Annotated in this window: 11 protein-coding genes; 5 read left to right on the top strand and 6 right to left on the bottom strand. The window is 75.0% G+C overall.

All coding sequences use genetic code 11. The annotated features are described in order from the left end of the window. Positions 1-141: 141 nt before the first annotated feature. Positions 142-774, top strand: a complete 633-nt coding sequence (locus Ae331Ps2_RS26055; protein WP_020623249.1) for an NUDIX hydrolase — start codon at positions 142-144, stop codon at positions 772-774. A 44-nt stretch (positions 775-818) separates the two neighbouring features. Here Ae331Ps2_RS26055 and Ae331Ps2_RS26050 read toward each other — a convergent pair whose 3' ends face one another. The 6 genes from Ae331Ps2_RS26050 to Ae331Ps2_RS26025 all read right to left on the bottom strand — a co-directional run bounded on the left by Ae331Ps2_RS26050 (position 819) and on the right by Ae331Ps2_RS26025 (position 8,632). Next, positions 819-2,309 carry a CdaR family transcriptional regulator gene (locus Ae331Ps2_RS26050; protein ID WP_083696018.1) on the bottom strand — a complete coding sequence of 497 codons (1,491 nt, stop codon included), beginning with the start codon at positions 2,307-2,309 and terminating at the stop codon, positions 819-821. Next, on the bottom strand, positions 2,303-3,385 hold the full coding sequence (locus tag Ae331Ps2_RS26045) for a DUF917 domain-containing protein (RefSeq protein ID WP_075305873.1): 1,083 nt from the start codon (positions 3,383-3,385) through the stop codon (positions 2,303-2,305). Before Ae331Ps2_RS26045 ends, Ae331Ps2_RS26050 begins: the two co-directional genes overlap by 7 nt. Positions 3,386-3,403: 18 nt before the next feature. Further along, positions 3,404-4,537: a DUF917 domain-containing protein gene (locus tag Ae331Ps2_RS26040; protein WP_075305875.1), complete on the bottom strand. Its 1,134-nt coding sequence runs from the start codon at positions 4,535-4,537 to the stop codon at positions 3,404-3,406. Continuing rightward, positions 4,534-5,637: a DUF917 domain-containing protein gene (locus Ae331Ps2_RS26035; RefSeq protein ID WP_075305877.1), complete on the bottom strand. Its 1,104-nt coding sequence runs from the start codon at positions 5,635-5,637 to the stop codon at positions 4,534-4,536. The genes Ae331Ps2_RS26040 and Ae331Ps2_RS26035 overlap by 4 nt, the downstream gene beginning before the upstream one ends. Then, positions 5,634-7,226 carry a hydantoinase/oxoprolinase family protein gene (locus Ae331Ps2_RS26030; RefSeq protein WP_075305879.1) on the bottom strand — a complete coding sequence of 531 codons (1,593 nt, stop codon included), beginning with the start codon at positions 7,224-7,226 and terminating at the stop codon, positions 5,634-5,636. The genes Ae331Ps2_RS26035 and Ae331Ps2_RS26030 overlap by 4 nt, the downstream gene beginning before the upstream one ends. 68 nt (positions 7,227-7,294) lie before the next feature. Beyond that, complete coding sequence (locus Ae331Ps2_RS26025; protein WP_075305881.1) at positions 7,295-8,632, bottom strand: cytosine permease; 1,338 nt, start codon at positions 8,630-8,632, stop codon at positions 7,295-7,297. A 141-nt stretch (positions 8,633-8,773) separates the two neighbouring features. Between Ae331Ps2_RS26025 and Ae331Ps2_RS26020 the strand changes: the two genes are divergently transcribed. The 4 genes from Ae331Ps2_RS26020 (at position 8,774) to Ae331Ps2_RS26005 (ending at position 12,523) form a co-directional block, all read left to right on the top strand. Further along, entirely contained in the window at positions 8,774-9,766 is a 993-nt protein-coding gene (locus Ae331Ps2_RS26020) for an LLM class F420-dependent oxidoreductase (protein WP_075305883.1), read from the top strand. A gap of 3 nt (positions 9,767-9,769) precedes the next feature. After that, complete coding sequence (locus Ae331Ps2_RS26015) at positions 9,770-10,693, top strand: site-specific tyrosine recombinase XerD (RefSeq protein WP_083696015.1); 924 nt, start codon at positions 9,770-9,772, stop codon at positions 10,691-10,693. A gap of 57 nt (positions 10,694-10,750) precedes the next feature. Further along, positions 10,751-11,440: a DUF4097 family beta strand repeat-containing protein gene (locus tag Ae331Ps2_RS26010; RefSeq protein ID WP_075305885.1), complete on the top strand. Its 690-nt coding sequence runs from the start codon at positions 10,751-10,753 to the stop codon at positions 11,438-11,440. Between the two features lie 189 nt (positions 11,441-11,629). Further along, a complete protein-coding gene (locus Ae331Ps2_RS26005; protein ID WP_075305887.1) occupies positions 11,630-12,523 on the top strand; it encodes a ParA family protein in 894 nt (297 codons plus the stop codon). Position 12,524 lies beyond the last annotated feature (1 nt).

The raw sequence follows: 12,524 nt of genomic DNA, 5'->3' as shown, positions 1-12,524 counted from the left end.
CTGCGGTCCGGTTCCAGTGGTCGGGTGCCCTGCCGTCGGGCGCGGGGCGCGGCCCGTACGGCCCGCGCGCCCGCACGGGCGGGGCCCGGCGACTACTGTCCGACGGGTGATCGAACTGCGCACCCGCCGGGCGGTGGCCCGGTGACCCGCCCCGGTGAGCACGACTTCCCGGTCCGCTCGGCCACCGACATCTACTCCGGTCGTGTCATGGCGCTGCGGTCCGACCGCGTCGTCATGCCCGGCGGCCGGGTCGCGACCCGCGAGATCCTGGAGCACCCGGGCGCGGTCGCCGTCGTCGCGGTGGACGAGTCCGGGCGGGTCCGGATGCTGCACCAGTACCGCCACGCCGTCCGGCGACGGCTGTGGGAGCTCCCCGCCGGCCTGCTCGACGTGGCGGGGGAGGACCCCGCGGTCACCGCCGACCGGGAGCTGACCGAGGAGGCCGGGCTGTCGGCGCGCGACTGGTCGGTGCTGCTCGACGTCGTGCCCTCGCCCGGGTTCTCCGACGAGTCGGTCCGCATCTTCCTGGCGCGCGACCTCGTCGAGAAGCCCCGCCCCGACCTGGGCGACGACGAGGAGGCCGACCTGGAGCTGCGCTGGATCCCGATCGCCGAGGCGCTCGGGATGGTGTTCTCCGGGGAGATCGTGAACGCGGTGTCCTGCGCCGGGCTGCTCGCGGCCCGCGCGGTCCTGGCCGGGGAGTTCGACCCGCGGCCGGTCGACGCCGAGTGGGTCGACCGGCCGTTCCGCTTCGCCCGCCGCGCCGACGAGTGACCGCCCCCGCCACGGGGTGCCGCATCCTCCGGCCGTAGCCGCGTTCAGCTGTGGAACAGCACGCTGCGGCACGCCAGGTGCAGGGCGAGGCGCTCGTCCGGGTCGGCGAGGTCGACGCCGAGCACGTGCCGTACCCGTTCGATCCGGGTCGCGACGGTGTTGCGGTGCACCCCGAGCACCGCCGCGGTCTCGGTCAGCGACGACTCCGCGTCCAGGTAGGCGGTCAGCGTCGTCAGCAGGTCCCCGGGCCTGCCCTGCAGGGGTTCCAGCATCGACCTGGCGGCGGGCAGGAACGTGTCGGTGCGGGTCCAGGCCAGCAGCAGCGCCCCCAGGCCGAGCCGGTCGACGTGGACGAACCGGCCGCTGGTCGTGCGTTCGGCCGCGAGCCGTGCCGCGTCCCCGGCCTCGCCGAGGGTCCGGGCCAGCCCGCGCGCCCCGCGGTGCACCCGTCCCACCCCGGTCGAGGTCGGCAGGGACTCCCGCAACAGCCACTGGGTCCGCCGCGCGGCCGTCGCGTGCTGCTGCAGCTCGCCGGCGACGGGCTCGTGGTCGAACGTCGTCCAGGCGTTCCACCCCGGCCCCTGTTCGACGACGACCGCCCGCAGCCGCGCCGTCTCCACCGCCCGCAGCACCTGCTCCCGGGCCGCGACGACGTCCACCGAGGACGGCACGTCGATCCGCAGGCCCGCGTGCCAGCCGTCGAGCGACCAGCCCGCGTCGAGCGCCCGGCGTCGCAGCCCGGCGGGGAGCGGGTCCCCGGCCTGCAGGATCTCGGCGAGCAGCGCCGTGCGCAGCCGCGCGTCGCGCTCCACGGTGAGCCGCTGCTCGGCGAGCCGCTGACGGACCGAGTTCGCGGCGACGGCCAGCGCCGCCCGCAGCGCCGCGGTCTCGGCGGGCACCCCCTCCGGCTCGGTGACGGCCAGGCGGCCGTCCGGCTGGCCCGGACCGAACGCCACCTCCAGCAGCGCCGACCCGGCGGCAGGCGGCGGGGGCGCGGGGCCCGCCGGATCCGCGCCCGCGACGACCGAGCCTCCCGGGTCGAGCAGCCACACCGGCCGCCGCCAGGTCCGGGCCAGGTCCGCGACGAGGTCGTCGACGCCGCCGTGCGGGACCCCGCACACCGCCGCCGTCCGACCGACGAGTGCCGCGACCACCTGGTCGGGCTCCTGCAGCAGCCGGGTCGCGGTCAGCGCGGCGGCCAGCGCGTCCGGTGTGCCGAGCACCGGCAGCCCCATCCGCCCGGCGAGCAGCCGGCTCGCCGGGTGCAACGGTGCGTCCCCGGCGAGCAGCACCGCGACGGCCCCGGCCGCGACGGCGCGGCGCAACAGCACGTCCAGGTGCCAGTCCTCGCGCGGCGCGGACACCGCGACCGTCAGCAACGCCGCCCGCACCTCACCCGGGTCGGCGTGCAGATCGGCGACGGTGACCACCCGCTCGACCGTGGCACCGTCCGGGACGGGACCGCCCAGCGAGCGCACCGCGGCCCAGTCGGGGTGGGCGAGCAGCCCGGACAGACCCAGCCCGCCGGTCACCATCCCGCCCCCGTCCTGGGTCGCGCGGCTGCCGCCCCGCCGCGGGCCGTGGGCGGCCCGAGCCCGAACGCCTGCGGACCGACGTGGACCGCGGCATCCGGGCGGGCCGCCCACCACGGCGGCGCGGGCAGCACCAGGACCAGCACGTCGTCGCCGGAGCGGACGGCGTCGGCGGCGATCGGCGCGGCCGAGCGACGGTCCAGCAGCACGATCACCTCCGGCGACGCGGCCACCGTCTCGCCGTCGGCGAGCACGAGCAGGTACTCGTTCTCCGCCTCGATCCGCAGGACACCCGTGCCCGGTGCGTCGACGGTGACCGCGGCCCGGCCGAACCGGCCGACGGGGGAGCGGCGCACGTCCACCACCCGGCCGCCGCCGAGCGGGTGTCCGCCGAGCGCGTCCGCGACGCGGGCGGGCGCCGGGGTGTCACCCAGCCCGGCGTGCGCGCGACCCAGCCCCAGCGCGCGGCCCAGCGTGCCCAGGCAGGCGTCGCCGAGCGCGGCCGAGGCCGGTGCGGGCGCCATCACCGTCCCGGCCCAGCCGCCCGCCTGGGCGACGAACGCCCGCACGGTCAGCTCGGTCGACACCGCGTCCCCGCCGTCGACGACGACGGTCTGCCCGGCCGGCTCGGCCAGCGCCATCGGCGTCACCGCGCCCCCGGCGACGACCCGGGTCAGCTGGTCGACCCGGGGCAGCGCGCGCCCCATCAGGTCGGCGTCGACCAGCGGCAGCCCCAGCTGGTGGGCCAGCGGCAGCGGCAGCACGCCGTTCAGCCCGGCCGCCTCGAACGGCATGACCGCGGCCGGGGTGACCCCGGTCCAGCGGACCAGAGCGCGCACGGCCGCGGGCAGCTCGTCGCCCGAGGGCAGCTTCTCGCCCAGCACCCGGGTGCCGCCGAGCATCCCGACCGGCACGACCGGGGCGTCGCCGAGCTCCGCCGGGGAGTGCAGCCGGACCGGGCCCGCCGCCAGCACCGACCGCAGCACGTGGGCGTACACCCTGGCGTCGCCGCCCCCGCCGGAGCCCAGCAGCAGCACCCCGGTGACGAGGGCGTCGACGTCTCCCGCGGTCACCTCCACGCCGGGGATGCTGCCAGGTCAGACCCGGTCCGCGGCGCCCGCTCCCCGCGGGACCGCGGTCTCCAGCGGCACGAACGGCACGTCCAGCCCGAAGCAGGCCGGCCCGAACACCGCGAGGGCCTCCGGCGTGCGCATCATGTCCGGCGTCGAGATCCCCACCACGACGACGCGCTGGCCGTAGCGCAGCGCCTCGGTGGTGATCGGCTCCCCGGACTCGGCCTCCAGCACGCAGATGAGGTCCGGGACGACCGCGACGGTGGTGTCGTCGACGGTGGCGACCAGGGTCTCGTTCTGGAAGACCGTGCGGAGCTCCGAGCCGCCGTCGAACGCGGTGAACCGGGCGGTGCCGCGGGCGAACCCGTCGACGGTGCGCCGCTCGACGTCGGTGACCTTGCCGGCGAACAGCACCCGCAGGTGCCGGTAGAGCGTCGGCGCGAGCGTGTCGGCGATCGCCGCGACCGGGTCCCCGAGCTGCTCGCGCGCCTCCCGGATCGCCCGGCCCAGCCGCAGCGCCAGGGTGAGGGTGTGCGGGATCGCGGTGCGGCGCACGTCGGCGCCGGACATCGGGTACTCCGCGATCAGCGCGGACCCGCCCATCCGGATGGCGGCGCCCCGCGCGAGGTGCTCCATGCGGTGGTTGTCGGTGCCGGTGTCGATGAGCACCGACTCGCCGTGGTCCCCGGCGACGACCATCGGGGACCCGGGCACGCCGTACACCCCGAAGGTCTCCATCTGCAGCTCCGGAAACGCCCGGCCCATGCCGTCGCCGTCGATCACCGGCAGCCCGGTCCGGGCCGCGACGAGCAGCGGGATCATCGAGTTGATGCCGCCGCACTCCATCGGGATGGTCGCGTCCGCGGTGCGCCCGAGGTGCTGCTCCAGGCGGCGCAGGGCGAGCACCGGCTCGTCGCCGCGCGGGATCTTCTCGATCATCACCGTGGGCGCGCCCATCATTGCCGTCGCGATGACGAACATCTCCTCCGGCAGGTCGGCCGGATCGGCCGGGTCGAGCACGGTGACCGGCCCGTGCTCGCGCATCGCCTGCTCCACCATGAGCCGCCCGATGTAGGGGTCCCCGCCGCCGCCGGTCCCGAGCAGCGCGGCGCCGCGGGCGAGGTCGGGCAGGTCGTCGGGGGTCAGGGTCCAGCTCATACCGGCGCTCCGTCCGTCACGGTGTCGTGGACCCGCACGGGGTCGGTGTTGCCTGCGACCCGTACCGGGTCGGTGTCGTAGCCGAAGTACCGCGGTCCGACGACGGCGATCGCCTCCGGGGTGTGCCAGCGGGGGTCCGCGGGGGCGGCGAGCACGCTGACCCGGTGCCCGAAGCGCAGCCCCTCGGTGGTCACCGGCTCCCCGGTCGCGGTGTCCAGCACCATGATCAGGTCCGGGGTGGTGACGACCGTCGCGCCGTCGACCTCGGCGATCAGGTGCTCGTTCTGGAAGTGCAGGACGCACCCACCGGACAGCGTCGCCGTCCCGCGGGCGAACCCGGTGGTGGTGCGCCGCTGCACGTCGACGACCTTCCCGGTGTGCACCACGCGTCCGCCGATCTCGGCGGCGGCCGCGGCGACCGGGTCGGTGAGCCCGGCCCGGGCCCCGGCGATGGCACGCCCGATGCGCACGCAGAGCCCGAGGGTGCCGCGGATCATCGTCTCCCGTGCCCGGGCCCCGGTCATCGGGTAGTTCGAGATGATCGCGGTGCAGCCCATGGTGATCGTCATGGAGCGGGCGAGGTCCTCGGCCCACTTCGCGGTGGGGCAGTCCAGGACGCCGGTGTTGCCCTGCTCGTCGGTGATCGACATCGGGGTGGCGGGGACGCCGGCGATGCCGGGCAGCACCATCTGCAGCTCGGGGAACGCCCGGCCCATGCCGTCGCCGTCGACCAGCGGCAGCCCGAGCATCGTCGCACCGGCCACCGGGATCGTGGAGTTGATGCCGCCGGCCTCGATGCACGCGACGTGGGTGGGGGTGACCCCCAGGTGCCCGGCGAGCGCGGTGACCGCGCGGCCGATCTCGTCGTAGGCGGGCAGCTTCTCCACGCTCACCGTCGGCGCCCCCATCTGCGCGACGACGAACACGGCGGCGTCGTCGGGCAGGTCGGCGGGGTCGACGAGCGGCACCGGCCCGTGCTCGCGCAGCGCCCGCTGGGCCAGCAGCCGTCCCAGGTAGGGGTCACCACCGCCGCCGGTCCCCAGCAGCGCGGCACCGCGGGCGAGCGCGGGCAGGTCCTCGACGGTCAGCACGCCGGTCACCGGGTCACCCTCCGCTCCAGACGCAGGTCGCCGACCGCCTTGGCGCGGATGCGGGTCGCGTTGCCGGGCAGGTAGGGGATGGGGACCTCGTCGAAGTCGACGAGCGCGACGGAGCCGGGGTCGGCGCCGGAGGCGACCGCACGGTCGACCGCCTCCTGCTTGGCGGCGTCGACGACGGCGTCGCGGCGTCCCGGCTCGATCGCGTACACCCGGTCGACCTCCCCACCGACCTGCGCGATCGCCGCGCCGATCGCGTTGGCGACGGCGAAGTTCTCCGGGCGGTGCACCGCGCCCAGCCCGGGGAAGGCGTCGGGCAGCAGCACCGAGCCGCCGCCGACGGCGACCACCGGCAGCGGGTCGGCGGAGATCCGCATCCGGTCCACGACGTCGGCGACGTCGGTGGCGATCCGGTCCAGCGCCGCGGTCACCAGCTCCCGGGACAGCCCGGCGACCAGGGAGCGGTCGCCGATGTCGGCCCGGCCCGCCGCGACGGCGATGTCGGTCGCGGTCAGGGTGTCGCCGCCGAACACCAGCGCCCGCTCGGTGAGCCGGTAGCCGACCGAGTCCGGGCCGACGGTGGGCCCCTCGGACCGTCCGGGCTCGCCGGTGCGGACCAGGGAGCCGCCGCCGATGCCGACGCTGAGCACGTCGGGCATCCGGAAGTTGGTGCGCACCCCGGCCACGCTGACCTCGACGGCGGCCTCCCGCGGGAAGCCGGCGGTCAGCACACCGACGTCGGAGGTGGTGCCGCCGACGTCGACGACCGCGCAGGTGCCCAGCCCGGACAGCACGGCGGCACCGCGCATCGAGTTGGTCGGACCCGAGGCGAACGTCGCCACCGGGTAGCGACGGGTGTAGCCGACGTCCATCAGTGTGCCGTCGTTCTGCGACAGGTACAGCGGCGCCGTGATGCCCTGGCCCTGCACCGCCCCGGCGAGCGCGTCGACGATGTGCGCGGCGAGCTCGCGCAGCGCGGCGTTGACGATCGTCGCGTTCTCCCGCTCCAGCAGCCCGACCCGACCGATCTCGTGGGACAGCGAGATCGGGACGTCCTGGCCCAGCTCCTCGGCGATGATCTCCGCCGCGGCCAGCTCGCACTCGCTGGTCACCGGGGAGAACACCGAGGAGATCGCGACCGAACGGACGCCGTGCGCGGCCATGTCCGCGGCGTGGCGACGCAGTTCGTCCGGGTCGAGCGGGGAGATCCGGCGGCCGTCGAACTCGTGGCCGCCGTGGGCGAGGTAGCCGCGCCCGGCGATCGCGTCGACCAGCCGCTGCGGCCAGTCGACCATCGGCGGCAGCGCCGCGGTGGCGGGCAGGCCCAGGCGCAGCGCCGCGGTGGGGGCGAGGCGGCGGGCCTCGACCAGGGCGTTGACGAAGTGCGTCGTCCCGATCATCACGGCGTCGACGTCGGTGGGGGAGAACGGGTGGTCGGCCTGCAGGCCGGTGAGCGCGCCGACGATGCCGGAGGTGACGTCGTCGGTGGTCGCGGACTTGACGGCGGCCAGTACCCGGACTCCGCCGGCCGGGGCGTCGTCGAGCAGGACGGCGTCGGTGTTGGTGCCGCCGACGTCGATGCCGATGCGCATGGAGTGCTCCTTCGGTGGTGCCGCGCCGCCCGCCCGCGGGATCGCGGACGGGCGGCGCGGAGTGCGGGTCAGGACGTGACGGCGGGGGCCGGGACCACGTCCGGCCGTTCGGTGCGGCTGACGCCGATCCCGCGGAGCAGCCCGAGCCGCCCGGCGACGACGTAGAGCACGAAGGCCGCCACGATCGAGTTCACGCTGGGCAGCCCGGCGTCGACGAGACCGCCGAGCAGGGCCGAGGCGGCCCAGATGACCAGCGTCGCCGGCACCCAGGTCGGTGAGGTGGCGGGCAGCGCACCGGTGGTCCGCGCGGCCTCCAGGTCACCGCGCCAGCGCTTCACCACGAAGTACTCGGCGACCATGATCCCGGCGATCGGCGGGAACACCACGCCCAGCACCGACAGGAACCCGGTGAACAGGTCGAGGATGCCGCCCGCGGCCAGCAGCGAGCCGACGACGCCGAGCGCGAGGGTGACCATCGGGCGGCTGACGGTGCGTCCCAGGACGCTGCCGGCGAAGTTCACCACGCCCAGCCCGGCCGAGTAGAGGTTCCAGTCGTTGATCTTGAGGGTGCCGAGGATGATGATCAGCGTGCCGACCCAGCCGACCGACGACGTGACGATGGTGATGATGTCGTCGGACCGGATGGCGTGTGCGAGCAGCACACCGGACATGCCGATCACGTACTCGCCGAGGGTGAACCCGACGACGGTCTGCTTGACCACGTCGGCGGAGGTCCGGTTGAACCGGGTCATGTCCGGGGTGATGATCGCCCCGACGATGAAGCCGCCCGCGACCAGCGTCGTGCCCTCGACCAGCGAGATCGACGGCCCCGGCGGCGGGCTCACCATGAGCGCGCCGACGTCGTGGCCGAGCAGGGCGCTGCCGATCGACCAGCCGACCAGCACCAGGAAGGCCGGCACCGTCACGTAGGCGACCCACTGCATCGAGCCGAAGCCCCACAGCACGATCATGGTGACGACCAGGCCGAACACCAGCGACCACGCCCAGACCGGCAGCACGCCGACCAGCGAGACCAGGCCCTCGGCCGAGACCCCGGACTGGACGCCGAACCAGCCGACGAGGCTCACCCCGATCGCGACACCGATCAGTGCGCTGCCGCCGTGACCGAAGCCGGTCCAGCGGGCCAGCAGCGAGGTGTTCAGGCCCTCCTTGCAGCCGATGATCCCGACGCCGATCGAGACCAGCTCCAGGATCACCGCGCCGAGGGTGAAGGCGAGGAAGGCGTCCCAGAACCCCATCCCGAACCCGAGTGTCGAGCCGAGCAGGAACTGGCTCAGGGCCGACACCTGCCCGAACCGCTGTACCGCCACGCTCCACCACGAGTACCGGGCGTGCTCCGGAACCCTGCTCAGGGCGTAGTCGTCCGTACCGACCCCACCGCTCATCTCGGTCTCCTCTCGGCTGGTCGGGAGAACGGTAGGTGCAGGTCAGGGCCGGGTCACGGGGCGATGTGCCCGGTCCGGGGCGGCCGACTGTGCAGATCGCCCTTCCCGGCCGCCGAGCGGCGGGCGTCCTAGGGTCGGTGCATGCGTTTCGGACTCTTCGTGCCCCAGGGCTGGCGCCTCGACCTCGTCGGCATCGACCCCACCGCGCAGTGGGACGTGATGCGCGGCCTCGCCGAGCACGCCGACCGCGGCGACGTCTGGGAGTCGGTCTGGGTCTACGACCACTTCCACACCGTCCCCGCGCCCACCGACGAAGCCTGCCACGAGGCGTGGAGCCTGATGGCCGCCTTCGCCGCGACGACCGAGCGGGTGCGGCTCGGCCAGATGTGCACCTGCATGGCCTACCGCAACCCCGCCTACCTGGCGAAGGTCGCCGCCACCACCGATGTCATCTCGAAGGGCCGCGTCGAGATGGGCATCGGCGCCGGCTGGTACGAGCACGAGTGGCGCGCCTACGGCTACGGCTTCCCCCGGCCCGGTGAACGGCTCGGCATGCTCGAGGAGGGCGTGCAGATCTTCACCCAGGCCTGGCGCGACGGCCGGGCCACCCTGAACGGCACGCACTACACCGTCGACGACGCCATCGTCGCGCCCCGCCCGCTCCAGGAGGGCGGCATCCCGCTCTGGATCGCCGGCGGCGGGGAGAAGGTCACCCTGCGGATCGCCGCGCAGTACGCGCAGTACACCAACTTCGACGGCACCTTCGACGGCTTCCGGCACAAGTCGGCGCTGCTCGCCGACCACTGCCGCGACCTCGGCACCGACTACGACGCCATCGTCCGCTCGGCCAACTACAACGTCGCGATCGGGCACACCGAGGACGAGGTGGAGGAGCGGCTCGCCCGGCTCGTCGCCCGGCTGGAGCCGATCGTCGGCGCGGAGAAGGCCCAGGGCGCGCTGGGTGCGTTCCGCGGGATGCCGGGCGTCGGGACCCCGGAGCAGATCGTGGAGAAGCTCTCCGCACTGGCGGCCGTCGGCATGAGCTACGGCATCTTCTACTTCCCCGAGGCCGCCTACGACCGGTCGGGCATCGAGCTGTTCGAGCGCGAGGTCGTCCCGGCCCTGCGGGACTGACCGGTGCCGACCGCGCGACGGGTGGCCGAGGACTACCTCGACCACCTGGCCGTCGAACGGGGACGGGCGCAGAACACCCTGCGCTCCTACCGGCTCGACCTGGGGCGCTACCTCGACCACCTCGACCACCTGGGACGCACGGAGCTGACCCAGGTGGCCGAGGCCGACGTCGCCGCGTTCGTCGCGGCCCTGCGCACGGGGGAGCGTCCGCTGGCCGCGTCGTCGGCGGCGCGGGCGCTGGCCGCGGTCCGCGGGCTGCACCGGTTCGCGCTGCACGAGGGGCTGACCCCGACCGACGTCGCGGCCGGGGTGACGCCGCCCGCCCTGGGCTCGCGGCTGCCGTCGGCGCTGTCGGTCGACCAGGTCGACCAGCTGCTCGCCGGCTGCGTCTCCGACGGCCCGGTCGGACTGCGCGACCGCGCCCTGCTGGAGCTGCTGTACTCCACCGGTGCCCGGATCTCCGAGGTCGTCGGCGCCGACCTCGACGACCTCGACCCGGACGCGCGGACGATCCTGCTGCACGGCAAGGGGAACAAGCAGCGGATCGTGCCGGTCGGTCGTCCCGCGCTCGCCGCGGTCGACGCCTACCGGGTCCGCGCCCGCCCCGCCCTCGCGGCACGGGGCACGGGCAGCCCGGCGCTGCTGCTCAACGCCCGCGGCAACCGGCTGTCGCGCCAGAGCGCCTGGCACGTCCTGCGGGCCGCCGCCGAGGCGTCCGGGCTGCCCGGCGACGTCGTCGCCACCGTCTCCCCGCACACGCTGCGGCACTGCTTCGCCACCCACCTGCTCTCCGGCGGCGCCGACGTCCGGGTCGTGCAGGAGCTGCTCGGGCACGCGAGCGTCGCCACGACGCAGATCTACACCCACGTCACCGTCGACACGCTGCGCGAGGTCTACGCCACCGCGCACCCCCGCGCCCGGGGGTGACCACGGACCCCGGGGCGGCGGGCCGCAGGGGAGGACGAACGACTACGTTCCGGGCCCATGCGGTACGGAACGTGGGTGACGGCGGTCGTGGCGGGACTCCTCCTGGCCGGGTGCGGTGGTGTCGCCGCCGGGCCGGAGCAGCAGCAGACGGTGAACGAGCCCGTCGACGGGCCGGTCACCCGCCTCGAGGTCGACTCCGACGCCGGGGACGTGCGCCTCGTCGCGGGGGAGAGGCCTGCGGTCGAGCAGGACCTGCGGTGGACCGGCGACGCCCGCCCGCAGGTCGAGCAGAAGGTCGAGGGCGGCGTCCTGCGGATCACCGCCCGCTGCCCGGACCAGGTCGGCGACCGCTGCCAGGCGAGGCTCGTGGTGACCGCGCCCGCCGCGTCGTCGGCGCTGGTCGACCTGCGCGCGGGCGGCATCGAGGTCCGGGGGCTGACCGGGGCGCTGGACCTGACCTCGTCGGCGGGCGGGGTCGACGCCACCGGCGTCGGACCGGGCGACGTGCGGGCGAAGTCCAGCGCCGGCTCGGTCGAGCTGACCTTCGCCGCGGCGGCCGCGGACGTGACCGCGGAGTCCAGCGCCGGCGGCGTCGAGGTCCGGGTCCCGGTCGGCCCGGCCTACGAGGTGACCGCCGAGACCTCCGCCGGGTCGACCGAGGTCGGTGTCCCCGACCAGCCCGGTGCCGACCACCGGATCACCGCGAAGAGCAGCGCGGGAGGCGTGTCGGTCCTGCCCGCGGGCTGAGGCGCGACACGCCGGGGCGCACCGTCGGCCGGACGGCGCCCGCCCGCGGGTAGGGTGACCGGAAATCCATACCGCGACGTGGCCCGACAGGGACGTCGCCGCACGTGGGGGAATCTCCTGCAGTGCGGTCTCAGGCCCTGACCGGGACCCGAGACCCGGCACGGTACCCGCGACGAGACCGGAGACCGCATGAACCCGACGCGGCCGGAGGCCCAGGGCAGGTTCGACGACCCGAGCGACGAGCCGGCGCCGGATCACGGGCGAGGCACCCAGACCACCAGCGCGCGCGCTCCCGAGCCCGCACCGCTGTCGGTGCACGGGCCGGCCCGCGTGATCGCGGTGGCGAACCAGAAGGGCGGCGTCGGGAAGACGACGTCGACCATCAACCTCGGGGCCGTGCTCGCCGAGTACGGCCGCAGGGTCCTGCTCGTCGACTTCGACCCGCAGGGCGCGCTGTCGGTGGGGCTCGGCGTGCAGCCCCACCAGCTCGAGTCCACCGTCTACAACCTGTTGATGGAGCGCGGCGTCGAGGCCGACGAGGTGCTCCAGGACACCGGTGTGGCGAACCTCGACCTGCTGCCGTCGAACATCGACCTGGCGGCGGCCGAGGTCCAGCTCGTCACCGAGGTCGGCCGGGAGCAGGCACTCGGCCGCGCCCTCAAGCGGTTCCTGCCCGACTACGACATCGTCCTCATCGACTGCCAGCCGTCGCTGGGCCTGCTCACGATCAACGCGCTCGCCTGCGCCGACGAGGTCCTCATCCCGCTGGCCTGCGAGTTCTTCTCGCTGCGCGGCGTCGCGCTGCTGATGGACACCATCGACAAGGTGACCGAGCGGCTCAACCCGGACCTGCGCCTGCTCGGCGTGCTCCCGACGATGTTCGACACCCGCACGCTGCACACCCGCGAGGTCCACGACCGCGTGGTGGAGGCGTTCGGGGAGAAGGTGTTCGACGCCGTCATCAACCGGACGATCAAGTTCCCGGAGACCACGGTCGCCGGGGAGCCGATCACGACGTGGGCGCCCACGTCGTACGCCGCGGAGGCCTACCGGATGCTCGCGCGCGAGGTCATCGCCCGGTGAC

This window comes from Pseudonocardia sp. Ae331_Ps2, assembly GCF_001932405.1.
Taxonomy (GTDB): Bacteria; Actinomycetota; Actinomycetes; order Mycobacteriales; family Pseudonocardiaceae; genus Pseudonocardia.
This window is presented reverse-complemented; position numbering and strand designations above follow the sequence as displayed.

What these genes read in the sequence shown, in the direction of transcription:
- Ae331Ps2_RS26030 (WP_075305879.1), bottom strand. Translation starts at nt 7,226, where the DNA reads ATGCGCATCGGCATCGACGTCGGCGGCACCAACACCGACGCCGTCCTG.
- Ae331Ps2_RS26025 (WP_075305881.1), bottom strand. Translation starts at nt 8,632, where the DNA reads ATGAGCGGTGGGGTCGGTACGGACGACTACGCCCTGAGCAGGGTTCCG.
- Ae331Ps2_RS26010 (WP_075305885.1), top strand. Translation starts at nt 10,751, where the DNA reads ATGCGGTACGGAACGTGGGTGACGGCGGTCGTGGCGGGACTCCTCCTG.
- Ae331Ps2_RS26005 (WP_075305887.1), top strand. Translation starts at nt 11,630, where the DNA reads ATGAACCCGACGCGGCCGGAGGCCCAGGGCAGGTTCGACGACCCGAGC.
- Ae331Ps2_RS26040 (WP_075305875.1), bottom strand. Translation starts at nt 4,537, where the DNA reads ATGAGCTGGACCCTGACCCCCGACGACCTGCCCGACCTCGCCCGCGGC.
- Ae331Ps2_RS26020 (WP_075305883.1), top strand. Translation starts at nt 8,774, where the DNA reads ATGCGTTTCGGACTCTTCGTGCCCCAGGGCTGGCGCCTCGACCTCGTC.
- Ae331Ps2_RS26050 (WP_083696018.1), bottom strand. Translation starts at nt 2,309, where the DNA reads ATGGTGACCGGCGGGCTGGGTCTGTCCGGGCTGCTCGCCCACCCCGAC.